This is a genomic window from Pseudomonas sp. BNK-15, assembly GCF_047456105.1.
GTDB lineage: Bacteria > Pseudomonadota > Gammaproteobacteria > Pseudomonadales > Pseudomonadaceae > Aquipseudomonas > Aquipseudomonas putida_E.
The window spans coordinates 2,495,931-2,518,702 of sequence record NZ_CP179898.1; the positions used below are offsets into that span (position 1 = coordinate 2,495,931).

Genomic DNA, 22,772 nt, shown 5'->3' on the forward strand with positions numbered 1-22,772 from the left:
AGGCCCCAATGTATTCGCCGCAGCAGTTTCAGCGCCTGTGAGATCGAGCGCCGCGCGGGCGGCGCTCGATCTCACAGGCGCCAAACATCTCAAGATATGCGCCCATAAAAAAGGAGAGCCGAAGCTCCCCTTTTTTATCAACAGCAATCAGCCAATGGTCATCAAGCTGGCATTCCCCCCCGCCGCCGCGGTGTTCACACTCACCGCCCGCTCAATCACCAGCCGCTCCAGCGCAATCTGGTGATCCCCGCTGGACAGCCCGTGCACACCGACGATCGCACCAGCACGCTTGGCCACCTGCTGGCACACGCTGCGCAGCTGGTCCGAATCGCCATGGTGAATCACGGCGTCGAACGCCACTTCATCCTTGTTCCAGTCCGCCACCAGCTTGACCTTGGCCTGCAGCTCACGCGGCAGGCGGGCACGCAGGGCTTTGCCAGGCTCGCTGTCTGCCCACACCGCCGAGCTGCCGACGGCCAGTACTGCGGCCAACTGCGCCAGCAGGTCAGCCTCGTTGTCGGCCAGGCACAGCACGTGCTCGCGTGGCAGGATGGTGTAGCTGTTGCGCTCGCCGGTCGGGCCTGGCAGCAGGCGGGCGATGCCGCTCTGCGACTGGCTGGCGAACTGGTCGCACAGCGCAGCCAAGTCGGCCAGCTGGTTGCTCTCGGCCCAGGCCTTGAGGCTGTGCAGCGGCTTGATCAGCTGATCGTGCAGGGTACGGTCCGGTTTGCCTTCGCCATCCTGTTGCTGGAAGTGACGGCCAATGGCGTCTGCCGGGCGGGTCGACAGCAGGCGGTACAGGTACAGCGGGCCACCCGCTTTCGGGCCGGTACCGGACAGGCCTTCACCACCGAACGGCTGCACGCCCACCACCGCACCAACGATGTTGCGGTTGACGTACATGTTGCCGGCGTTGGCGTTCTCCACCACCTTGGCGATGGTCTCGTCGATGCGGGTGTGCACGCCGAGGGTCAGGCCGTAGCCGGAGTTGTTGATCTGCTCGATCAACTGGTCGAGGTTGCGGCGGTTGTAACGCACCACGTGCAGTACCGGGCCGAAGATCTCGCGCTTGAGCTCATCGAAGCTCTCCAGCTCGATCAGCGTTGGCATCACGAAGGTGCCACGCTTGGTTTCAGCAGCATCGGCGATGGCGACCTGATAAACAGGGCGGCCTTTTTCGCGCATGCCCTGGATGTGCTTCTCGATACCGGCCTTGGCTTCGGCATCGATCACCGGGCCAATGTCCACGGCCAGGCGGTCCGGGTTGCCCAGGCGGCTTTCGGCCATGGCGCCTTTGAGCATCTCGATCACGCGGTCAGCCGAGTCTTCCTGCAGGCACAGTACGCGCAGGGCCGAGCAGCGCTGGCCGGCACTGTCGAAGGCCGAGGACACCACGTCGATCACCACCTGCTCGGTCAGCGCCGAGGAATCGACGATCATCGCGTTCTGGCCACCGGTTTCGGCGATCAGCGGGATCGGACGGCCCTGGTTGTCCAGGCGCCCGGCGACGTTGCGCTGCAGCAGGCGCGCCACTTCGGTGGACCCGGTGAACATCACGCCCTTGACGCGTTCGTCGCCGACCAGGCCGGCACCAACGGTTTCGCCGCGCCCTGGCAGCAGTTGCAGCACGCCTTCCGGAATGCCGGCTTCGAGCAGCAGGCGCACAGCCTGGGCTGCGATCAGTGGGGTCTGTTCGGCTGGTTTGGCCAGTACCGGGTTGCCGGCAGCCAAGGCTGCGGCCACCTGGCCGGTGAAGATGGCCAGCGGGAAGTTCCACGGGCTGATGCACACCACTGGCCCCAGTGGGCGGTGGGCGTCATTGCTGAAATCGTTGCGCGCCTGCACGGCGTAGTAGCGCAGGAAGTCAACGGCCTCGCGCACCTCGGCGATGGCGTTGGCGAAGGTCTTGCCGGCCTCGCGGATGAGCAGGCCCATCAGCGGCTGGATCTCGGCTTCCATCAGGTCAGCGGTGCGCTCCAGAATCGCTGCGCGCTCGGCGGGTGGAGTGGCCTGCCAGATGGGGGCGGCATTGAGCGCGCACTGGATGGCGTTGTCGACGTCGGCAACGGTGGCTTCCTGCACGTGGCCGACCACGTCGCGATGATCTGCCGGGTTCAGTACCGCTGTGGCAGCGCCTTCGCTGGCGGCGCAGGCCAGCAATGGGGTGGCTTTCCAGTCATTGTGGGCCGTGGCCAGCATGGCGCAGGACAGCGACGCCAGGCGGTGTTCGTTGGCCATGTCGATACCGGCCGAGTTGGCCCGCTCACTGCCATACAGGTCACGCGGCAACGGGATGCGCGGGTGCGGCAGGCCGATGCTGCCTTCCTGGGTGGCCATGCGCTCGATACTGGCGACCGGGTCGGCGACCAGTTCCTGGATGGAGATCGAGTGGTCGGCGATACGGTTGACGAACGAGGTGTTCGCGCCGTTTTCCAGCAGGCGGCGCACCAGGTAGGCCAGCAAGGTTTCGTGGGTGCCGACCGGCGCGTAGACGCGGCACGGGCGATTAAGCTTGCCTTCCGAGACCTTGCCTACAACCTGCTCGTACAGCGGTTCGCCCATGCCGTGCAGGCACTGGAACTCGTACTGCCCCGGGTAATAATTCTGACCGGCGATGTGGTAGATAGCCGACAGAGTGTGTGCGTTGTGAGTAGCAAATTGCGGATAGATGGCTTCCGGTACCGCCAGCAACTTGCGGGCGCAGGCGACGTAGGAAACGTCGGTGTACACCTTGCGGGTGTAGACCGGATAGCCTTCCAGGCCCTCGACCTGGGCGCGCTTGATTTCGCTGTCCCAGTAGGCGCCTTTCACCAGGCGGATCATCAGGCGGTGACGGCTGCGTTTGGCCAGGTCGATGACGTAGTCGATGACATACGGGCAGCGCTTCTGGTAGGCCTGGATGACGAAGCCGATCCCGTTCCAGCCGGCCAGTGAAGGCTCGAAGCACAGGCGCTCGAGCAGGTCGAGCGACAGCTCCAGGCGGTCGGCCTCTTCAGCGTCGATGTTCAGGCCGATGTCATACTGCTTGGCCAGCAGAGTCAGCGACAGCAGGCGCGGGTACAACTCTTCCATCACCCGCTCGTATTGAGCGCGGCTGTAGCGTGGGTGCAGTGCCGAGAGCTTGATCGAGATGCCCGGGCCTTCGTAGATGCCGCGGCCGTGGGAGGCCTTGCCGATCGAGTGGATCGCCTGCTCATAGGAGGCCAGGTACTTCTGCGCATCATGCTCGGTCAGCGCGGCTTCGCCGAGCATGTCGTAGGAGTAGCGGAAGCCTTTGGACTCGAAGCGGCTGGCATTGGCCAGCGCTTCGGCGATGGTCTCGCCGGTGACAAACTGTTCGCCCATCAGGCGCATGGCCATGTCGACGCCCTTGCGGATCATCGGCTCGCCGCTCTTGCCGATGATGCGGGTGAGCGAGGTGGTGAGGCCGGCTTCGTTGTGGGTGGAAACCAGCTTGCCGGTCAGCAGCAGGCCCCAGGTGGCCGCGTTGACGAACAGCGACGGGCTGTTGCCCAGGTGCGGGTGCCAGTTGCCGCTGCTGATCTTGTCGCGGATCAGCGCGTCACGAGTGCCTTTGTCGGGAATGCGCAGCAGGGCTTCGGCCAGGCACATCAGCGCCACGCCTTCCTGGGACGACAGCGAGAACTCCTGCAGCAGGCCCTGGACGATGCCGGCGCGGCCTCCGGCGCTCTTCTGGTTGCGCAGCTTCTCGGCGATGCCGGCGGCCATCTTGTTGGTCGCCTCGGCCAGGGGCGCGCTCAGGCGCGCCTGTTCCAGCAGCATCGGCACCACTTCCTGCTCGGGGCGGCGATAGGCGGCTGTAATGGCCGAGCGCAGCACCGACTGGGGCAGGATGCTCTCAGCGAACTCCAGGAAGCACTGGTGCGCATGGTCGGGCTGTACTTCACCGGCATCGTCGGCCGGGCTGTTGGCCTGACCGTTGAGTTCGGTCAGGGTGGCGCCACCCTCGAGCTTCTCCAGGTAGTTGAAGATTGCTTGCTTGATCAACCAGTGCGGCGTGCGGTCGATGGACTGCGCAGCTGCCTTGAGTCGCTCACGGGTAGGGTCATCGAGTTTGACCCCAAGGGTGGTCGTCGCCATTTCTTATCCTCGTTATTGCCACGGTTGTGGCCTAAGCTAACGCCAAGAGTAGCCGTAGGACATTTCGGGTGCAACCAGGTGCAACCCGATTTTTTGACGGAAAAGGTGCAACTCGTCCGATGAATGATCCTACGCTTCAAATACGTTTTTTTCTGATGCGTTTTGTTCTGAAAAACGCGGGTTTTGCTCCATAAAGGAGCAAAAAAGCGGCATTACCTGAAAATGCACGAGAAGGTGCAACTGGCGGACGAAAAGTGGTTGCACCCTATTAACGTTGTTGCATAGGATTCGCCGCCTGGGTGCAACCGTCTCGATTCGGTTGTGCATGAAATAAAAACAAACGCCAGGGCACAAGCATGGGCAATCCACTAACGATCACTTTCGTGATCTATATCGCGGTAATGGTACTGATCGGCTTTGCCGCCTATCGCTCCACCAAGAACCTTTCCGACTACATTCTGGGCGGTCGCAGCCTGGGTAGCGTTGTCACCGCGCTTTCCGCTGGTGCTTCCGACATGAGCGGCTGGCTGCTGATGGGCCTGCCGGGCGCCATCTACTTTTCAGGTCTGTCCGAGGCCTGGATCGCCATCGGCCTGACCGTCGGTGCCTACCTCAACTGGTTGTTCGTCGCTGGCCGTCTGCGCGTGCAGACAGAGCACAACGGCGATGCGCTGACCCTGCCGGACTACTTCTCCAGCCGCTTCGAAGACAGCAGCGGCCTGCTGCGGATCATTTCGGCCATCGTCATCCTGGTGTTCTTCACCATCTATTGCGCCTCCGGTATCGTCGCCGGTGCCCGTCTGTTCGAAAGTACCTTCGGCATGTCGTACGAGACTGCGCTGTGGGCCGGTGCTGCGGCAACCATCGCCTACACCTTCATCGGTGGCTTCCTGGCGGTGAGCTGGACAGACACCGTGCAGGCTTCGCTGATGATCTTCGCGCTGATCCTGACCCCGATCATCGTGCTGATCTCCACGGGCGGCTTCGACACGACCTTCCTGGCCATCGAAGCGCAGAACCCGGCGCACTTCGACATGCTCAAGGGTGCTTCTTTCATCGGCATCATTTCGCTGATGGGTTGGGGCCTGGGCTACTTCGGTCAGCCGCACATCCTGGCGCGCTTCATGGCCGCCGATTCGGTCAAATCCATCGCCAAGGCGCGCCGCATTTCCATGACCTGGATGATCCTGTGTCTGGTCGGTACCTGCGCCGTGGGCTTCTTCGGTATCGCTTATTTCTCCGCGAACCCTGACCTGGCAGGCCCGGTCACCGAGAACCACGAGCGTGTGTTCATCGAGCTGGCGAAGATCCTGTTCAACCCTTGGGTGGCCGGTGTGCTGCTGTCGGCCATTCTGGCCGCGGTGATGAGTACCTTGAGCTGCCAGTTGCTGGTGTGCTCCAGTGCGCTGACCGAGGACTTCTACAAGGCCTTCCTGCGCAAGAATGCCTCGCAGCGTGAATTGGTCTGGGTCGGTCGCCTGATGGTGCTGGCCGTGGCCCTGATCGCCATCGCCATGGCTGCCAACCCGGAAAACCGCGTGCTGGGCCTGGTGGCCTACGCCTGGGCCGGCTTCGGTGCCGCCTTCGGCCCGGTCGTGCTGATCTCGGTGCTGTGGAAAGGCATGACCCGTAACGGCGCGCTGGCCGGTATCGTGGTCGGTGCGCTGACCGTGATCCTGTGGAAACAGTTCGACACCATCGGTTTGTACGAAATCATCCCGGGCTTCCTGTTCGCCAGCATCGCCATTGTCGTGGTGAGCAAGCTGAGCAGCCCGTCGAGCAGCATGGTTTCGCGCTTTGAAACCGCTGATGCCGCGTATCACGCTGAAAAGTAATACCTGACACCTGTCGGGTCGAGGTGCCCCGGCCGCCGCTAAACCGGCGGTCGGGGCGCTGTCGATCGGCAGCCAGGCCTGACTCCGCCGGCAAGGCAAGGTAAACTTGCCGCTCGCGCAGGAGTTGCCATGAACTATCGTCACGCCTTCCACGCCGGCAACCATGCCGACGTCCTCAAGCACATCGTGCTGACCCGCCTCATCGCCCTGATGTCGCGCAAAGAACAGCCGTTCGCCTATATCGACACCCACGCCGGTTTGGGCCTGTATGACCTGCAAGGCGACCAGGCCACCCGTACCGGTGAGTACCTGGAAGGGGTCGCGCGCCTGTGGAACCGCGATGATCTACCGGCCATGGCCGCCGATTACCTGCGCATCATCAAGCGCCTGAACAGCGATGGCGAGTTGCGCTACTACCCCGGCTCGCCGGAGCTGGCCCGCCGCCTGATGCGCCAGCAGGACCGCGCCCTGCTCAACGAGAAGCACCCCGAAGACGGGCCGCTGCTCAAAGAGAACATGAAGAAAGACCCGCGCGTGGTGGTGCACCTGGGTGAAGGCTGGCATGTGCCGCGGGCGTTGCTGCCGGTGCCGGAAAAGCGCGCGATCATGCTGATCGACCCGCCGTTCGAACAGGCCGATGAGCTCAAACGTTGCACCACCTCGATGAAAGAGGCGATCGGCCGCATGCGCCAGACCGTCGCGGCCATCTGGTACCCGATCAAGGACCAGCGCTCGCTCACCCGGTTCTACCAGGACCTGACCAGCACTGGTGCGCCCAAGCTGCTGCGGGTCGAGCTGTACGTTCACCACCAGGACAGCCCGCAGGGCCTCAATGGTTCGGGCCTGGCAATTGCCAACCCGCCATGGGGGCTGGAAGAAGAACTCAAGGAACTGCTGCCCTGGCTGGCCAGAGAACTGGCGCAGACGGCCGGCAGCTACCGGATGGACTGGCTGATCGCTGAATAAAGCGGGTGCCCAGGCCGGCCCTGTCGCCGCCGCGGCGCCGCTCTTTGCGCGGCGCCGCGCCTGTCGGTGCCGGCTTGCCGGCGATAGGGCCAGTTGGAAGTGTTTGCGTTATAATCCCGCCTTTTAGCCGCCACCCGCCCCTGAGGCCGCTGGCGCATCTCTACCGAATGAAGAGGCTAATCCCTTGGCATTGACGATTCTTGGCCTGTCCGGCGCCCTTAGCCATGACCCTTCCGCGGCCCTGTACATCGACGGCAAACTGATTGCCGCCGCCGAAGAAGAGCGCTTCGTGCGTGACAAGCATGCGAAGAACCGCATGCCTTACGAGTCGGCGAAGTTCTGTCTGGAACAGGCCGGCATCAAGCCGTCCGATGTCGACGTGGTCGCCATCCCGTTCGCCCCGATCAGCCTGTTCGGCAAGGCTCGCTGGCACTATGCCAAGCGCTACTGGTATGCCCCGGACCGTGCCCTCGACGCGATCCTGATGGGCAACCGCCGTTACAAGCGCTACCGCAAGAAGATCGTCTGGTGCCTGGAGCAACTGGGCTTCGACCCGAAAAAAGTCAAGATCGAGCCGGTCGAGCACCACCTGGCGCATGCCTCCAGTGCCTATCACTGCTCGGGCTTCAAGGAAAAGACCGCGATCCTGGGTATCGACGGCAAGGGTGAGTACGCCACCACTTTCTTCGGCTATGGCGAAAACGGCAAGATCCACAAGATCAAGGAATTCTTCGACCCGGATTCGCTGGGCGGCCTGTACGGCGCGATCACCGAATTCCTCGGCTTCGAAATGCTCGATGGCGAATTCAAGGTCATGGGCATGGCGCCCTATGGCGATGCCAGCAAATATGACTTCTCCCGCCTGGCCAGCTTCGAGAACGGCGAACTGGTGATCAACACCGAGTATGCCAACGTCATCGGCCTGCGCCGCTATAAAGAGAAGGGCAAGGGCTTCTACTTCTCGCCGAAACTGATCGAATGGCTGGGCCCAAAGCGCGAAGGCGACATTGCCGACGAGCCCTATATCCATTACGCAGCGAGCATGCAGGCGCTGTTCGAGAAGCTGGCCTTGCAGATGATCGACCACTACCTGGGCGACACCCTGCGTGAAACCGGCAAGCTGGCCTTCGCTGGCGGCTGCGCGCTGAACGTCAAGCTCAACCAGAAGATCATCGCCCGTCCGGACGTCAAAGAGCTGTTCGTCCAGCCGGCCTCCGGTGACGCCGGTACTGCAGTCGGTGCTGCGGCCTATGTGTCGCATGCCCGTGGCGTACCGGTCGAGAAGATGGAGCACGTCTACCTCGGCCCTTCGTACTCCAACGAAGACGTGATTGCCGCCTGTGCCCGTCACCCGAACCAGCCGAAATGGCGCAAGCTCGACGACATGCCCCAGCAGATCGCCCGGATCATGGTCGACGGTAACCCGGTGGCCTGGTTCCAGGGCCGCATGGAATTCGGCCCGCGCGCGTTGGGTGGCCGTTCGATCATCGGCTGCCCGAGCGTCGAAGGTGTGGCTGACCGCATCAACCACCAGATCAAGTTCCGCGAACGCTGGAGACCTTTCTGCCCGTCGATGCTCGACACCGTCGCCCCGCAAATGATCAAGATCGATCACCCGGCGCCGTTCATGACCTTCACCTTCGAAGTGGCCGAAGAGTGGAAAACCCGTGTGCCGGAAGTGGTTCACGAGGATGGCACTTCGCGTGCCCAGGTGCTCAAGCGTGAGTACAACCCGCGTTACTACGACATGATGAAGGCACTGGAAGACCTGACCGGCAATGGCGTGTCGCTGAACACTTCGCTCAACCGCCGTGGCGAGCCGATGATCTGCTCGCCGACCGATGCGCTGAACATGTTCTTCGGTTCGGACCTGCAGTACCTGATCATGGAAGACATTCTTGTTGTGAAGGACGGCGCCGCCGCGTATGACCAGCCGCTCTGAACCGCGCATCCTGCAGTTCTGCCATGGCTACGACGGGCCGTTCCTCGACTGCGCCCGTCAGTACGCCAGCCTGTTCCAGGGCAGCGGCTACAAGGTCACCACGGTATTTCTCACCGGCGCCGCCGACCCGCAGGTTGCGGCTGGCTGCGCGTCGGACGAGGTGCTGTTCCTCCAATTCAGCTCCAAGGCCGTCCGCGGCCTGAAGCTCGGCGCCATACGCGCCCTGCGCCGCATCGCGGCCGAGCGCAATTTCAGCTTCTGCATCGCCCACCGTTTCAAGCCGATCTACGTGGCTTTGCTGGCGACGGGCCTGCCGGTGATCGGCGTGCACCATGCGTTCGGCGACTATGAGCGCAAGGGGCGGCGCCTGTTCGCCAACCTGTTCAGCAAACGGCTGAGCCTGCTTGGCGTGTCGGACGCCGTGCGTGACGACATGCGTCGTTGCCTGCCTCAGTGGCCGGCCGAACGTATCCAGACGCTGTACAACCGTATCGACATCGAGGCCCTGCAGGCCGCACTGGTACCGCGCGCTGAAGCGCGTCAGGCCCTTGGCCTGGATGCGCAGGCGTGGGTCGTCGGCAATGTCGGGCGCCTGCACCCGGACAAGGACCAGGCGACCTTGCTGCGCGGCTTTGCCCAGGCCCTGCCTGAGCTGCCGGCCGGCGCTCGTCTGGCGATCCTCGGCATGGGGCGCCTGGAAGACAAGCTCAAGGCGCTGGCTGGCGAGCTGGGCATTGCCGGGCAAGTCGACTTTCTGGGCCAGGTCCCGGATGCGCGCCACTACTTCCAGGCATTCGACGTGTTTGCCCTGAGCTCCGACCATGAACCGTTCGGTATGGTCCTGCTCGAAGCCATGGTGGCCGGCGTACCTGTGCTGGCAACGGCCTGCGGCGGGGCTCGTGAAGTGGTCGAGGGCGTGGGTGTGTTGTTCCCGCTCGGCGATGCCTCGCAGCTGGCCCAAGGCTTGAAGCATATGGCGTTGCTGGACGAGCAGCAGCGCGATGCATGCGCCTCGCACATGCTGCAGCGCCTGCACGAGCGTTTCTCCGATCAGGCCGTGCGCGAAGCCTTCTGGCAGCTGCCGCAGGTAAGCGCGCTGGTGGTGGGCAAGTGATGCTCAATCATATTCAGGCTTGGCGAGAACGCGGATGGCAGGTGATCGACGCTGCCGCCTACGCCGAGGCGTGGGCACGCTTCGGTGGCAGCGTTGCCACGCACCCGCTGGTGATCGAGCAGTTGGCGGACCTGGCGCAGATACCCGTGCGTTACCTGGGCTGGCATCAGGCAGGCGAGCTGAAGGCTGGCGTTGCGACCTGGGGGCGTCATTTGGCGCTGTCCAAGGACGTGCTCAAGCGTGCCGGCAAGAAAGGCCTGTTTGACCTGGGCAATGCCGAGATCATTCTGCCAGCCGCTGGCGATGCCGCCGCACCCTTGCGCCATACCGCGCGCTACCTGTCCGAGCTGAACCAGGGGCGCTTCAGCGGCCTGAAGGCTCAGAAAGAGCAGTTGGCGATGGCCCGGGCGCATGAAGACCTGTCGAAGAAATTCCGCTACAACCAGCGCCGCGAGTTGCGCCTGCTGGAAGAGGCGGGTGGTGTGGTGCGCCCTATTACCGATTTCAATACCCAGCAGATCGCGGCCATGTATTGCGACCTGTTCCAGCGCCGCTGGGGGTTCCCGGCCACCGGTGCCGAGCGTATGGCCGATGTGCTCGAGCGCCTGCGTGAGCTGCTGATCGGCTCGGTGCTGTTGCTCGACGACAAGCCCATCGCCATCCAGCTGGTCTATCGGGTCGAAGCGCCGCAGTGGATCAGTGTCGAGTACGTCAACGGCGGCGTCGACCCTGAGACCAAGGCCTTCAGCCCTGGCAGCGTGCTGAGCTTCCTCAACACCCAAGCTGCCTGGGACGATGCCCGCGCACGCAACAAACCTCTGCGCTTCTCGTTTGGCCGTGCCGACCGCGAGTACAAGGACCGTTGGTGCAACCCCGTGCCGGTGTTCCAGGCGTGAGCCGCAAACAGCAGTTGCTCAAGCGCCACCGGCGCAACAAGCGCCTGGGGCTGCTGGCCGGCCTGGCGGTGCTGGTTGCCCTGGGCGTATTCGCCTGGTGGTGGCTGCCGTTGTTGCTGCTGCCGCTGCTCTGGGCTGCCCACGAAGCTTGGTTCGCTGATCATCTGTTCTATGCACCGGGCGAAGATTACGCCTATAACTTCGGCGAGCAGACCGGCGAAGCGCCTGTCACCTTGCGTGACGGCGTGCTCAACGTCGATACGGCGCTGCAGGGTAATGAAACGCTGATCCTCGAAGTGCGGGTCAAAAGCGGATGGCTGGGGCGTTTTCTCGACCCGTGTGTCGAGCTGCTGGCCGATGAGTGTGCTGACCGGCAGGCGTTCGAGCGCGGTGTCGACGGCGTTCGCTTCCTGAACCTGACCGGGCTGGCTGCACCGCTGCAGGCCGGTACGCTGCGCGTGCGCGGCCGTCACTGTCGTTTGCAGGGCCAGCCGCGTCTGTGGATAACCGCCGGCGTCGAAACGCAGCGCCGTCGCGTGATGGTGATCGCGCCGCATGCCGATGATGCCGAGCTGGCGGCCTATGGCCTTTACAGCCAGGCGGACGAAGCCTGGGTGGTGACCTTGACCGCTGGCGAAATCGAAGCAGAGCACTACCAGCAGATGGGCATGGGCAAGGCCGAGGCGGCACGGCTGAAGGGCCGTCTGCGCGCCTGGGACAGCATTGCCGTGCCGCGCTGGGCCGGGGTGCCAGAGGCGCGTTGCGTGCAATTAGGCTACTTCTGCCTGCAACTGCCCGCCATGCAGGCAGCGCCCGATGTGCCGGCCGTTTCCCGAGAAGCCGACATGGCCGATATCCGCCCGTTCCGTCGCTTCAACCCGTTGCGGTTGCCGGCCGACAGCGATGGCGCGCCAACCTGGAACAACCTGCTGGCTGACTTGCGTGCGCTGCTGGAGATGGCCCGGCCTGAAGTGCTGGTCATGCCGCACCCGCAACTGGACCCGCACCCTGATCACATCTGCGCCCATGTTGCCGTCATGCAGGCGCTGCAGGGCTTGGCGTGGCAGCCGCAGACGCTGCTGTGCTATGCCAACCATCTGCACGACAACGACCGCTGGCCCATGGGCAACAGCGGCGATGGAGTGGCCTTGCCACCGCAATTGAGTGCCGACCAGCCGTGGGCACCCTGCAGCCTGGTGCTGGACCTGCCAACGCAGCGCGACAAGGCGATGGCCCTGGGCATGATGCACGACCTGCAACCTGGCGCACCGTTCAAGCGCCGAGTGCGTCGGCTGTTGCAGCGCTGGCTGGCCGGGCGCCGGCCATCGCCTTACGGTGAGAACGAGTTCTTCCGCAAGGCCGTGCGCCGGCATGAACTGTTCTGGCGCCGTGAGCTGTAGATGATGCCGATGGTTGACCGCGAAGGCGCAGAGCGCCCAAGGAAAGCAATGAAAGTCTTATTTCTGGTGCAGAAGGAACAGCGGGCGATCCTCGATCGCCTGTACGACGGCGTCGCGGCCAACTGTGAGTGCGACCTGCGCTGGTTGACCAGCGATGACCAGCGCAACCTGCGCCGTTATTTCAAACGTGAAGTGCAGGTCGAGCGCTATGACCGCATCGTCTTCTTCCTGCGCTTCAAGCAGGAGATACGCCAGGCGGCGTTCATCCGTACCGTGCCGAACCTGGTGATCCTCGAGCATGATGCCTACCAGAACTACATCCCCTGCAAGTACACCGGCAAGTTCAGTGCGCATTACCGCAAGCTGCCGTGGGCACGGGTGATCAGTTCCGGCTACATGGTCAGTGAGCGCCTGCGCCAGGAAGGTTTCGATGCGGTGTTCGTGCCCAAGGGTTATGACGAGCGCCTGCTCACGGACCAAGGGCTTGAGCGTGATATCGAGCTGGCGTTCGTCGGCAGTACCAACAGTGTTGCCTACAGCGGGCGCAAGGCGTTGCTGGATGAGCTGGGGCGGGTGGAAAACCTGGTGGTGACCCGCACCAAATCCGGCGAAGACTATTGCAACACCCTCAACCGGATCCGTTTCTTCGTCAGTGCCGATGTGGGCATGGGCGAGTACATGATCAAGAACTTCGAGGCCATGGCCTGCGGCTGCGTGTTGCTGGCGTTCGACCAAGGGGCAGAAGAAAATAGCGCCCTGGGCCTGCAGGATATGCACAACGTGGTGTTATACGACAGCATTCCGACGCTCCAGGCGAAGCTGAGCACCCTGCGCGCCGATCCGGGCCTGGCGCAGCAAATTGCGGAAAATGGGCGGGACCTGGCGGTTTCCCGCTTCAGTTTCGCTGAAGTTGGCCGTAGCATCGTCGACCATATGCGCCCGGCACTCAGGCCGCACCCGCCCTTGTCCACCTGGCAGAGGCTGCGGTTGACGCTGGGCATTTAATCTAAAGAGCTTTCGTGGCCAGGGAGTGGCTACGCAAAGTCTGTTGTCGCAACGCGGAGGGAGTCCGGTGCGCTTTTCAAATGATAGTGATGTCACGCTTGTCGTGACCAGCTGCGGTCGGTTCGATCTGCTCAAGGAAACCCTTGAGAGCTTCGATCGCTACAACACAGCGCCCATTCGCGAGGTCTTCATTACCGAGGACTCCGGTGACGACGCTGTTCACGGTGCCGTACCCGAGCACTGGAAACCCCACTGCACGGTGTTCGTCAACCGCCCCAAGCTTGGGCAGCTGGCGTCGATCGACCTGGCGTACAGCCATGTGAAGACGGCTTACATCTTCCATTGCGAGGACGACTGGCGCTTCTATCGCCAGGCCTTCGTCGAAGACTCCAAGGCGATCCTCGAGGTCAGCCCCGATGTGCTGCAAGTCTGGTTGCGCAGCCACGCCCATGACTTGTCGATCCACAGCCCTTACATTCATCTGGGGGATCGCCAGGTGATCGCCGGCGTGCCGTGCTATCCATTGCACTCCGAGAAAGCCGAATGGCAGGCCTTTTCCCTCAACCCGGGCTTGCGTCGGCTGAGCGATTATCAGCGCTGTGCGCCATTTGCCGCCTATGCCGGCGAGAAGGCGTTGTCGCGCCGTTACGCGGAGTTGAAACTGACAGCGGTGACCCTGGAGGGTGACGCGGTACTGCACACAGGCTTTGGCAGCCACGTCACCGTGCCTGAAGAAGTGCACCGCAAGGCCAAGCGGCGTAATCGCGACCGGGTCAAGCTCGCATTGACGCTGGTGATCGGTGCCTTGGCAGGTATGGGTATATCCATCTTCGTGCACTGACACCGCGCCTGGCAGGTTTTTTCAACGGCCTGCCAGGCGCTGCCGGGCTGATGTTCAACGCGCCAGCAGGGCCGCTTGGAAATCGGCGAGGGGGAAGCGGTCGCCCAGTTTCTCGCGTGCGATGTAACTCACCATATGTTGCACGTTGCGTCGAACCATACGGGCAGACAGCGGCGGGCGCAGGAAGCGCATGTCCGCAACGTCGATCAGGCCCAGCTGCTGGTCGGGCGTGACCACCACATTGCCCAGGTGCAGCGAGCGGAAGTACACGCCGCTACGGTGCAACTGGCGGATCAGGGTGATCAGGCGGGGCAGGTAGATGTCCCAGCTGAAGCCTTCGTCCCGCGACATCTGCAGCAGCGTGCGCCCCGGCAATGGCCGGTACAGCACCGCTGTTCTGCCCGGCAGGTCGAGCTTGTGCTGGCTGATTACCTCGAGCGTAGGGATGCCCAGCTGCGCAAGGCGCGCAGCGTTGTCCACGAAGCGCTGGGAGTAGGGGCGCAGCAGCGCAGATGAAATCAGACGCTTGCGCCGAAAAACCTTGAGGAAGTTACCATCCTCAAGCAGGTAGACTTTGGCGCCATGGCTGTCCGCCTCCAGTATCTGGGCGCCAAGTGTCAGCTGATCGAAGTCGACCTGGGTGAGCCGAGAGCATTGCATGAGTTGAGCCTTGTCGTCTGGCGAGCAAAATGACCGGCAATAATGCCGAAAATAATCCTCCAGCACCACGTTGGTCTCTTTTGACTGACCAGGGGGGCTCATACCGTACGAAAAAAACCGGGTGCAAGCCTTGTGGGCCGCCGGCCTGGCATGTTGTTGCCTCGCAGGCGTGCCGAAAATGACGCCTGTGGTAAAATTTCCGGTTCAACCTGAACAGCGAGCTCGATGATGGCCGAAACACCGCTACCGGCGGAGCACACCTCCAGCCTGAAGATCTACTTCCGGTTGCTGAGCTACGTGAAACCCTATATCGGCATTTTCCTGCTGAGTATTATCGGTTTCGTGATCTTTGCCTCGACCCAGCCAATGCTGGCCGGGATCCTCAAGTACTTTGTCGATGGCCTGAGCAACCCCGAAGCGGTGTTGTTCCCCAACGTGCCCTACTTGCGCGACCTGCAATTGCTGCAGGCGGTACCGCTGCTGATCATCCTGATCGCCGCATGGCAGGGCCTGGGTTCGTTCCTCGGCAACTATTTCCTGGCCAAGGTTTCCCTTTCCCTGGTGCATGACCTGCGCGTGGAGTTGTTCAACAAGCTGCTGGTACTGCCCAACCGCTATTTCGACAATCACAACTCCGGGCACCTGATTTCACGCATCACCTTCAACGTGACCATGGTAACGGGGGCCGCCACCGATGCAATCAAGGTGGTGATCCGTGAAGGCCTGACCGTGGTGTTCCTGTTTGCCTACCTGCTTTGGATGAACTGGCACCTGACCCTGGTAATGGTCGCCATCCTGCCGGTGATCGCGGTAATGGTCAGCGTCGCCAGCAAGAAATTCCGTAAACAGAGCAAGAAGATCCAGGTGGCGATGGGCGACGTGACCCACGTAGCTTCCGAAACCATCCAGGGCTACCGTGTGGTGCGCAGCTTCGGCGGCGAGGCTTACGAGCAGCAGCGCTTTGGCCGTGCCAGCCAGAGCAACACCGACAAACAGCTGCGCATGACCAAGACAGGCGCCCTGTACACGCCGATGCTGCAACTGGTGATCTACAGCGCCATGGCCGCGTTGATGTTCCTGGTGCTGTTCCTGCGGGGCGACTCGACCGCCGGTGATCTGGTGGCCTACATCACTGCAGCGGGCCTGCTGCCAAAGCCGATCCGCCAGCTTTCTGAGGTCAGCTCGACCATCCAGAAAGGCCTTGCCGGTGCTGAAAGCATCTTCGAGCAGCTCGACGAGCAGCCCGAGATCGACCGCGGTACGATCGAGAAGGAGCGGGTGGCCGGTCGCCTCGAAGTACGCAACCTGAGCTTCACCTACCCAGGTACCGATCGCGAAGTGCTGAGCGACATCAGCTTTACCGCCGAGCCTGGGCAGATGATCGCACTGGTCGGGCGCTCTGGTAGCGGCAAGTCGACCCTGGCGGCGCTGATCCCGCGCTTCTATCACCACGATCAGGGGCAGATTCTGCTCGATGGCGTGGAGATCGAAGACTACCGCCTGCGCAACCTGCGCCGGCACGTTTCGCAGGTGACCCAGCATGTGACCCTGTTCAACGACACAGTGGCCAACAACATTGCCTACGGCGACCTGGCCGGCGCGCCGCGCGCAGACATCGAAGCTGCGGCTGCCGATGCCTATGCCAAGGAGTTCGTCGACCAGCTGCCCAAGGGCTTTGACACCGACGTGGGTGAAAACGGCGTGCTGCTGTCCGGTGGCCAGCGCCAGCGCCTGGCGATTGCCCGGGCCCTGTTGAAGAACGCGCCGCTGCTGATCCTCGACGAAGCGACTTCGGCACTGGACACGGAGTCCGAGCGGCATATCCAGGCTGCCCTGGACCATGTCATGCAGGGCCGCACCACGCTGGTGATCGCGCACCGCCTGTCGACCATCGAAAAAGCCGACCAGATCCTGGTGATGGACCAGGGCCGCCTGGTGGAGCGCGGTACCCATGCCGAGCTGCTGGCAGCCAATGGCTATTATGCCCGCTTGCACGCCATGGGGCTGGACGAGCCGGCGAAGGCCGATATCACCTGAGTTGCCCTTGATCGGGGCCGTACGGCCCCGATTGTCACCGGAATTTTCCAGGGCCCGATCTGGCCGTAAAGCCGTCGCCTACCCTGTGCTAATATCCTGCCCCTGTTCATTATTTTCATATGGGTTGCCCATGAAGTTGTCCATGCCGCGTTTCGATCAAGCCCCGGTATTGGTGGTCGGCGATGTCATGCTGGACCGCTACTGGCATGGCGGTACTTCGCGTATCTCGCCTGAAGCGCCAGTGCCGGTGGTCAAGGTCGATCAGATCGAGGATCGCCCCGGCGGCGCGGCCAACGTTGCGTTGAACATCGCCGCCCTCGGTGCCCCGGCGGCACTGATCGGCGTTACCGGCCAGGATGAGGCCGCCGACAGCCTGGCCAACAGCCTGCAGGCTGCGGGGGTGCGTTCGGTGTTCCAGCGCATTGCGCACCAGCCGACCATCGTCAAGCTGCGGGTCATGAGCCGTCACCAGCAGCTGTTGCGCATCGATTTCGAAGAGCCGTTCGCCACTGACCCGCTGTCGCTGGGCGCCGAAGTCGAGAGCCTGCTCGAGGGTGTCAAGGTGCTGGTGTTGTCCGACTACGGCAAAGGCGCACTGAAAAATCATCAGAGCCTGATCGAGGCCGCACGTGCCAAGGGTATTCCGGTACTGGCCGACCCCAAGGGCAAGGACTTCTCCATCTACCGCGGTGCCAGCCTGATCACGCCGAACCTCAGCGAGTTCGAGACCATTGTCGGCCGCTGCGCCGATGAGGCCGAACTGGTCGCCAAGGGCCTGCAGCTGCTGCTGGACCTTGACCTGGGCGCGTTGCTGGTGACCCGTGGCGAGCACGGCATGACCCTGCTGCGCACCGGCCAGCCGGCGCTGCACCTGCCGGCCCGTGCCCGCGAAGTGTTCGATGTGACCGGCGCTGGCGATACCGTGATTTCCACCCTGGCTGCGGCCATCGCGGCCGGTGAAGACCTGCCCCACGCGGTCGCCCTGGCCAACCTTGCGGCTGGCATCGTGGTTGGCAAACTGGGTACTGCAGCGATCAGCGCACCTGAGCTGCGTCGCGCGATCCAGCGCGAGGAAGGTTCCGAGCGTGGCGTGCTGGGCCTGGAGCAATTGCTGCTGGCCATCGACGATGCGCGTGCGCACAACGAGAAGATCGTGTTCACCAATGGTTGTTTCGACATCCTGCATGCAGGGCATGTGACGTACCTCGAGCAGGCGCGTGCCCAGGGTGATCGTCTTATCGTCGCGGTCAACGACGATGCCTCGGTAAGCCGCCTGAAGGGCCCTGGCCGCCCGATCAACAGTGTCGATCGGCGCATGGCCGTGCTGGCTGGGCTGGGCGCGGTGGACTGGGTCATCAGCTTCCCTGAAGGTACGCCGGAGAACCTGCTGAGCCAGGTGAAACCGGATGTGCTGGTCAAGGGCGGTGACTACGGTATCGACCAGGTGGTGGGTGCCGATATCGTCAAGGGCTACGGCGGCACCGTGAAGGTGTTGGGCTTGGTCGAGAACAGCTCGACGACCGCGATAGTCGAAAAAATCCGCAAGAACTGATGTGCCCGGGGCCGTAAGGCGGCCCCGGATATTCATTTGTTCAGCGAGGTGCGCGCGCGCTCCAGCAGTGCTCGCGCCTTGTCGCCAAAGCGTCGCAGGTGTGAAGCCTTTGCGGTTTTGCGCTCCACCAGCCCCTGCTGCTTTACCCAATCCTTCCAGCGTATCCGCTCGTCCGCGACCACCCACCCGTCCTGCCGGGCAAAGCTCTCCGCCAGGAACAGCCCGCGGGTGCTGGCCGGCACCAGTTCATCTTTCCTCAATGTATACAGCTCGGCCTGCGGCTGACCGTCCTGCACCGGCATCAGGTACAGGTCGGGCCGTTTACGGTTGAGCCGGGCGACCAGCTGATCACCTTCAAGGCGTTCATCGACATGGAACAGGCTCAGCTTCTTGGCGTCCCTGGGTACTTGCAGGCGCATGTCGTAGATCAGTTGCAGCGATGCCGTAGGCAGGTGCACGTAGGCCCGTGGGCGCTCCAGCAACATCAGGTTGCCGCAATGCACCGGCCGGGCGGCACCCGATTCCGGCGTCAGCACGAACGGCAGCGCTTCCCGGTAGTGCAGGGCAGCAGCGTAAGGTGCAGGTAGCCAGGTGTCGTTGAAGCGACCACCCAGCCAGCCTTCCGGCGTTTCCAGCAGGCACTCTTCCGCCACTTCCTGTACCGCGGTGTGCAGCGGCAGGTTGAGCTCCTGAGCCGGGACATACCCTGAAATCAATTTAAGCACCACGTCGCCCCGGTCCTGGCGGCGCTGACGCACCAGTACCCAGTAGTCGCGGTTCTGCCAGTGCAGGGTCAGGCGTACCGATACACCCAGGTTGGCCAGTTCAGCTACGAAACGCTGGTTATCGGGTAGCTGGATGGCCCGGCGCCGTTGTTGGGTCTGGGCGAAGTTCACCGGCATGCCGATGCTCTGGTAGACCAGGCTCTCGGAGGTGGCTTCGACATGCAATGGCAGTGTTTTGAAGTTGCTCGGGTTCTTGCGAATCAGCGTACGCGGCACGAGGCTCCTCCTTGCGTCGGGTCAGTCTCCAGGCCCGGGGTGGGGACAACTCAATGCTGGCCCAAAATGCGGGCGACCGTGGCCACGTTGTGGGCCAGGTGCAACGGGTTGATGGTGCCGACGATAGCACTGCTGACGCCAGGGTGGGCGAACAGCAGTTCGAAGCTGGCGTGTACCGGGTCGACACCAGGTGCGAGGCAGACATGCCCACTGGCCAAGGCCTTCTTCACCAGAATGGCTTTGCCGTGCTCGGCAGCGTAGTCCAGTACCGGTCGTTCTGCCTGCTCGTTGAGGTTGAAGGTGACCATGGCACAGTCGCCCTGCTCGAGTGCCTTCAGCCCGCCGGCGACAGTTTTGCCCGACAGGCCGTAGCCGAGGATCTTGCCCTCTTGCTTGAGGGCTGCGAGGGTCTGGTAGACCTCTTGCTGCTCGAGAATCTCCAGGTCGTTGCCATCGGAGTGCACCAGCACCAGTTCGATACGGTCGGTTTCCAGCCGGCGCAGGCTGCGTTCGACCGAAAGACGGGTGTGGGCTGCACTGAAGTCGAAGCGCGACAGGCCGTTTTCGAACTCTTCGCCAACCTTGCTGACGATCACCCATTCATCGCGCTGGCCGCGCAGCAGCGGCCCCAGGCGCTCTTCGCTGCGGCCATAGGCCGGTGCCGTGTCGATCAGGTTGATACCCAGTTCGCGCGCCTGGGCCAGCAGCAGGCGCGCTTCGTCATCGCCGGGGATCGTGAACCCGGTGGGGTACTTCACGCCTTGGTCGCGGCCAAGCTTGACCGTGCCCAGGCCCAGAGGGGACACCTTCAAGCCTGTGCTGCCCAGCGGGCGGTAGAAGTCGTGCAGGGTCGGCAAGGTCATGGCAGCAGTTGCTCCCAGGCGGGCACGCCGAGTGGCGGGCGTGGCAGCCCTGCAAGCTCGGCCTGGGCGCTTGGGCGGATGCCGTCACGTTCCAGGCTGGCCAGCACACGGTCACTGAAGTCGGGCGCCAGGGCAAGTTTGGTCGGCCAGCCCACCAGTAGGCGCTGCTGGTCGGCGAGGAACGCGTTGTCGGGCCGCACCAGGCCCGATTGTGCAGGCTCTGCGCGGTCGACCCGCAGCGTGGCCCAGCGGACCAGGCGTTGATCTACCCACGGCAAGAGCTGGCTGACTTCCTTCTGGGCTGCGGCAATCTGTGCCGCCGTGTCGCGTGCTACGCCATCGGCTTCAGCCAGGTCGCCGCCCAGGTACCAGACCCATTGGCCATCGGCTGCGGGGTGGGTGGTGATGGTGACGCGCGGCTTGGGGCCGCCGCCCAGGCAGTGGGCATACAGTGGTTTGAGGTTAGGGCCTTTGGCCATGACCATATGCAGCGGCCGTGTTTGCATGGCCGGTTGCTCAAGGCCCAGGGCGTGAAGCAGGCCCTCGGTGCCCGCGCCAGCACTGAGCACGATGCGCTGGGCCCGTATTTCACGGCCGTCCACGCGCAGGCCAACCAGTGAATCACCTTCACGCAGGGGCTCGATGTGCTCACCGGCGAGCAAGGAGTCGCCAGCCAGTTCAGCCAGGTTGGCCAGCAGGCTGGGGACATCGATCACCAGTTCGGCCAAGCGATACACCTTGCCTTTGAAGGCGCGGTCCTGCAGTGCGGGAGGCAACTGGTCCCCCTTGACCTGGTCAACCCGGCCGCGCACGGCTTTGCTGGCGAAGAAGCTGGTGAGGTTGCCGGCCAGGGTGCCGGGCGACCACAGGTAGTGGGCGTCGGAAAGCAGGCGGGTGCGGCTCAGGTCCAGTTCGCCGCTGCCGGCCACGGCTTCGCGCCAGCGCCGTGGCATGTCGGCGATGGCTTCCGAGGCCCCCGTCAACGCACCGTGCAGGGCGTACTTGGTACCGCCATGGATGATGCCCTGGGACTTGATGGTCTGTTCGCCGCCAAGGCTGGCGCGCTCCACCAGCACTGTCGAATAACCCAGGCGGCGCAGGCGGGCATTGAGCCACAGGCCTGCGACCCCGGCGCCGACGATGAGCACGTCAGTGGAAATGGCGGATGGCATGGCGGTACCTCGAAGTCTGGGACAGCTGGCAAGTATACAGGCTATGCCTGGCTTGGCTCATCGCCGACAGGCCCCATCAATGCCCGGCAGTCTTGGAGAACAACTGGATCACCACCACGCCGCCAACGATCATCGCCATCCCCAGCATCGCCGGCACATCGAGTTTCTGCCCATAGATCACCAGCGCCGCCACGCTGATCAGCACAATCCCAAGCCCCGACCAGATCGCATAGGCGATACCCACCGGAATGCTGCGCACCACCAGCGTCAGCATCCAGAACGCGATGGCATAGCCGACCACCATCAGCAGCAGGGGCAATGGCGTGCTCAGGCCTTTCACAGCCTTCATGGAGGCTGTGGCGATGACTTCGGCGACAATGGCGATGGCGAGGTAGGTGTAGGCGTTCATGGTTCGTTCCTCCGGTTCTGGGCGGGCATTCTAGAGTGTCCCTGAATGCGGTAAAGTCATTACCTATCACTCTGGGAGATAGGTTGATGGCCGAAAAGTGGAGCCTCGAGCAGTTGCGTACCTTTGTACGCGTCGTCGAACTGCGCTCGTTTTCTGCCGTCGCCCGCGAGCAGCGCAAAGCGCAGTCCGCCGTCAGCAATGCCATTGCAATGCTCGAAGCGGACCTCGGCGTCACTTTGTTCGAGCGCAGCAGCGGCCGTCAGCCCGGGCTAACCGAAAACGGTACCGCGCTGCTGGAGGATGCCCGCGAACTGCTGCGCCAGTGCGAACGGCTCGATGGCCGCGCTCTGGCCCTGATGCGTGGCCAGGAAGCCTTGTTGCGGGTGGCCCAGGATGAAGCCATGCCTTATCAACCTGTGATCGACAGCCTCGACGAACTGGCCAGTCATTACCCTTTTCTGGAAGTGCAACTGGCCAGCGGTGCCCAAGGTGATGTAGCGCGCAAGCTGGTGGAGCGACGTGCAGACCTGGGTTTGTTTTTCCACCATGAAAGCATGCCTGCCTCACTGGAGCGGCGTGCCCTGGGTAGCGTGGAGATGGTCACGGTGTGCGCGGTGGATCATCCATTGGCGCGTGAAAGCCGCGTCACACGCCAGCAGCTGGCACGTTACCGCCAGTTGCTGATCGCCCCGCAGCAAAGTGGCTACCCCGGCGGCGAAGCGATCAGCCCGCAGGTATGGCGCGCCGACAGCTTCTACGCCATGGCCGAGCTGTTGATGCGAGGGCTGGGCTGGGCGTGGCTGCCACGCCACGTGGTGCAATACCCGACCTACCAGGCGCACATGGTCGAGCTGGCCAGCGAATGGCGGCCCCCGGCCTTGGTCGTCGAACTGGCCTGGCGCCGTGACGAACCGCTGGGGCCCGCCGCGCAATGGCTGGCCGAGCGCTTTGCGGTGCACTTGCGCGCGATCGGGTAAA

At 63.2% G+C, this 22,772-nt stretch carries 17 protein-coding genes; 11 read left to right on the forward strand and 6 right to left on the reverse strand.

The window, feature by feature from the left end; all coding sequences use genetic code 11:
- Window positions 1-147: 147 nt before the first annotated feature.
- Entirely contained in the window at window positions 148-4,101 is a 3,954-nt protein-coding gene (putA, locus tag ACMGF5_RS11410; RefSeq protein WP_414157791.1) for a trifunctional transcriptional regulator/proline dehydrogenase/L-glutamate gamma-semialdehyde dehydrogenase, read from the reverse strand.
- A gap of 356 nt (window positions 4,102-4,457) precedes the next feature.
- On the opposite strand from putA, the gene putP reads away from it, so the two are divergent.
- The 8 genes from putP to ACMGF5_RS11450 all read left to right on the forward strand — a co-directional run bounded on the left by putP (window position 4,458) and on the right by ACMGF5_RS11450 (window position 14,100).
- On the forward strand, window positions 4,458-5,936 hold the full coding sequence (gene putP, locus ACMGF5_RS11415) for a sodium/proline symporter PutP (protein WP_119688171.1): 1,479 nt from the start codon (window positions 4,458-4,460) through the stop codon (window positions 5,934-5,936).
- 129 nt (window positions 5,937-6,065) lie between these two features.
- A complete protein-coding gene (locus ACMGF5_RS11420) occupies window positions 6,066-6,902 on the forward strand; it encodes a 23S rRNA (adenine(2030)-N(6))-methyltransferase RlmJ (protein ID WP_115273445.1) in 837 nt (278 codons plus the stop codon).
- 184 nt (window positions 6,903-7,086) lie between these two features.
- The gene (locus tag ACMGF5_RS11425) at window positions 7,087-8,844 is read left to right on the forward strand and encodes a carbamoyltransferase (RefSeq protein ID WP_115273446.1); all 1,758 of its coding nucleotides are present in this window, start codon (window positions 7,087-7,089) and stop codon (window positions 8,842-8,844) included.
- Entirely contained in the window at window positions 8,828-9,958 is a 1,131-nt protein-coding gene (locus tag ACMGF5_RS11430; protein WP_119688172.1) for a glycosyltransferase, read from the forward strand. Before ACMGF5_RS11425 ends, ACMGF5_RS11430 begins: the two co-directional genes overlap by 17 nt.
- Window positions 9,958-10,854, forward strand: a complete 897-nt coding sequence (locus tag ACMGF5_RS11435) for an antimicrobial resistance protein Mig-14 (protein ID WP_119688173.1) — start codon at window positions 9,958-9,960, stop codon at window positions 10,852-10,854. The genes ACMGF5_RS11430 and ACMGF5_RS11435 overlap by 1 nt, the downstream gene beginning before the upstream one ends.
- Window positions 10,851-12,254, forward strand: a complete 1,404-nt coding sequence (locus tag ACMGF5_RS11440) for a PIG-L family deacetylase (RefSeq protein ID WP_119688174.1) — start codon at window positions 10,851-10,853, stop codon at window positions 12,252-12,254. The genes ACMGF5_RS11435 and ACMGF5_RS11440 overlap by 4 nt, the downstream gene beginning before the upstream one ends.
- 48 nt (window positions 12,255-12,302) lie before the next feature.
- Window positions 12,303-13,259, forward strand: coding sequence for a glycosyltransferase (locus ACMGF5_RS11445; protein ID WP_414157792.1), 957 nt, complete (start codon window positions 12,303-12,305; stop codon window positions 13,257-13,259).
- A 67-nt stretch (window positions 13,260-13,326) separates the two neighbouring features.
- The gene (locus ACMGF5_RS11450) at window positions 13,327-14,100 is read left to right on the forward strand and encodes a glycosyltransferase family 2 protein (protein ID WP_046785067.1); all 774 of its coding nucleotides are present in this window, start codon (window positions 13,327-13,329) and stop codon (window positions 14,098-14,100) included.
- 54 nt (window positions 14,101-14,154) lie between these two features.
- On the opposite strand, the gene ACMGF5_RS11455 is transcribed toward ACMGF5_RS11450, so the two are convergent.
- Window positions 14,155-14,760, reverse strand: coding sequence for a hypothetical protein (locus ACMGF5_RS11455; RefSeq protein WP_039603331.1), 606 nt, complete (start codon window positions 14,758-14,760; stop codon window positions 14,155-14,157).
- Window positions 14,761-14,988: 228 nt separating this feature from the next.
- Here ACMGF5_RS11455 and msbA point away from each other — a divergent pair, with 228 nt between their 5' ends.
- Both msbA and hldE read left to right on the forward strand, forming a co-directional pair.
- Window positions 14,989-16,797 (forward strand): lipid A export permease/ATP-binding protein MsbA, encoded by a 1,809-nt coding sequence (gene msbA, locus ACMGF5_RS11460; RefSeq protein WP_046785175.1) that lies wholly within the window; start codon window positions 14,989-14,991, stop codon window positions 16,795-16,797.
- A gap of 130 nt (window positions 16,798-16,927) precedes the next feature.
- Window positions 16,928-18,349 (forward strand): bifunctional D-glycero-beta-D-manno-heptose-7-phosphate kinase/D-glycero-beta-D-manno-heptose 1-phosphate adenylyltransferase HldE, encoded by a 1,422-nt coding sequence (gene hldE, locus ACMGF5_RS11465; protein WP_039602848.1) that lies wholly within the window; start codon window positions 16,928-16,930, stop codon window positions 18,347-18,349.
- Between the two features lie 32 nt (window positions 18,350-18,381).
- On the opposite strand, the gene ACMGF5_RS11470 is transcribed toward hldE, so the two are convergent.
- The 4 genes from ACMGF5_RS11470 to ACMGF5_RS11485 form a co-directional block, all read right to left on the reverse strand.
- Window positions 18,382-19,350, reverse strand: a complete 969-nt coding sequence (locus tag ACMGF5_RS11470) for a metal ABC transporter ATPase (protein WP_414157793.1) — start codon at window positions 19,348-19,350, stop codon at window positions 18,382-18,384.
- 50 nt (window positions 19,351-19,400) lie between these two features.
- Window positions 19,401-20,213: an aldo/keto reductase gene (locus tag ACMGF5_RS11475; RefSeq protein ID WP_046785069.1), complete on the reverse strand. Its 813-nt coding sequence runs from the start codon at window positions 20,211-20,213 to the stop codon at window positions 19,401-19,403.
- Window positions 20,210-21,385 (reverse strand): NAD(P)/FAD-dependent oxidoreductase, encoded by a 1,176-nt coding sequence (locus tag ACMGF5_RS11480; RefSeq protein WP_115273452.1) that lies wholly within the window; start codon window positions 21,383-21,385, stop codon window positions 20,210-20,212. Before ACMGF5_RS11480 ends, ACMGF5_RS11475 begins: the two co-directional genes overlap by 4 nt.
- Before the next feature lie 76 nt (window positions 21,386-21,461).
- Window positions 21,462-21,794, reverse strand: coding sequence for a DMT family transporter (locus ACMGF5_RS11485; protein WP_046785071.1), 333 nt, complete (start codon window positions 21,792-21,794; stop codon window positions 21,462-21,464).
- Between the two features lie 86 nt (window positions 21,795-21,880).
- Between ACMGF5_RS11485 and ACMGF5_RS11490 the strand changes: the two genes are divergently transcribed.
- Window positions 21,881-22,771, forward strand: coding sequence for a LysR family transcriptional regulator (locus tag ACMGF5_RS11490; protein ID WP_119688177.1), 891 nt, complete (start codon window positions 21,881-21,883; stop codon window positions 22,769-22,771).
- The last annotated feature ends 1 nt before the right edge of the window (window position 22,772 follow it).

What these genes read in the sequence shown, in the direction of transcription:
- putA (WP_414157791.1), bottom strand. Translation starts at nt 4,101, where the DNA reads ATGGCGACGACCACCCTTGGGGTCAAACTCGATGACCCTACCCGTGAG.
- putP (WP_119688171.1), top strand. Translation starts at nt 4,458, where the DNA reads ATGGGCAATCCACTAACGATCACTTTCGTGATCTATATCGCGGTAATG.
- ACMGF5_RS11420 (WP_115273445.1), top strand. Translation starts at nt 6,066, where the DNA reads ATGAACTATCGTCACGCCTTCCACGCCGGCAACCATGCCGACGTCCTC.
- ACMGF5_RS11430 (WP_119688172.1), top strand. Translation starts at nt 8,828, where the DNA reads ATGACCAGCCGCTCTGAACCGCGCATCCTGCAGTTCTGCCATGGCTAC.
- ACMGF5_RS11435 (WP_119688173.1), top strand. Translation starts at nt 9,958, where the DNA reads ATGCTCAATCATATTCAGGCTTGGCGAGAACGCGGATGGCAGGTGATC.
- ACMGF5_RS11445 (WP_414157792.1), top strand. Translation starts at nt 12,303, where the DNA reads ATGAAAGTCTTATTTCTGGTGCAGAAGGAACAGCGGGCGATCCTCGAT.
- ACMGF5_RS11455 (WP_039603331.1), bottom strand. Translation starts at nt 14,760, where the DNA reads ATGCAATGCTCTCGGCTCACCCAGGTCGACTTCGATCAGCTGACACTT.
- msbA (WP_046785175.1), top strand. Translation starts at nt 14,989, where the DNA reads ATGGCCGAAACACCGCTACCGGCGGAGCACACCTCCAGCCTGAAGATC.
- hldE (WP_039602848.1), top strand. Translation starts at nt 16,928, where the DNA reads ATGAAGTTGTCCATGCCGCGTTTCGATCAAGCCCCGGTATTGGTGGTC.
- ACMGF5_RS11475 (WP_046785069.1), bottom strand. Translation starts at nt 20,213, where the DNA reads ATGACCTTGCCGACCCTGCACGACTTCTACCGCCCGCTGGGCAGCACA.
- ACMGF5_RS11480 (WP_115273452.1), bottom strand. Translation starts at nt 21,385, where the DNA reads ATGCCATCCGCCATTTCCACTGACGTGCTCATCGTCGGCGCCGGGGTC.
- ACMGF5_RS11485 (WP_046785071.1), bottom strand. Translation starts at nt 21,794, where the DNA reads ATGAACGCCTACACCTACCTCGCCATCGCCATTGTCGCCGAAGTCATC.
- ACMGF5_RS11490 (WP_119688177.1), top strand. Translation starts at nt 21,881, where the DNA reads ATGGCCGAAAAGTGGAGCCTCGAGCAGTTGCGTACCTTTGTACGCGTC.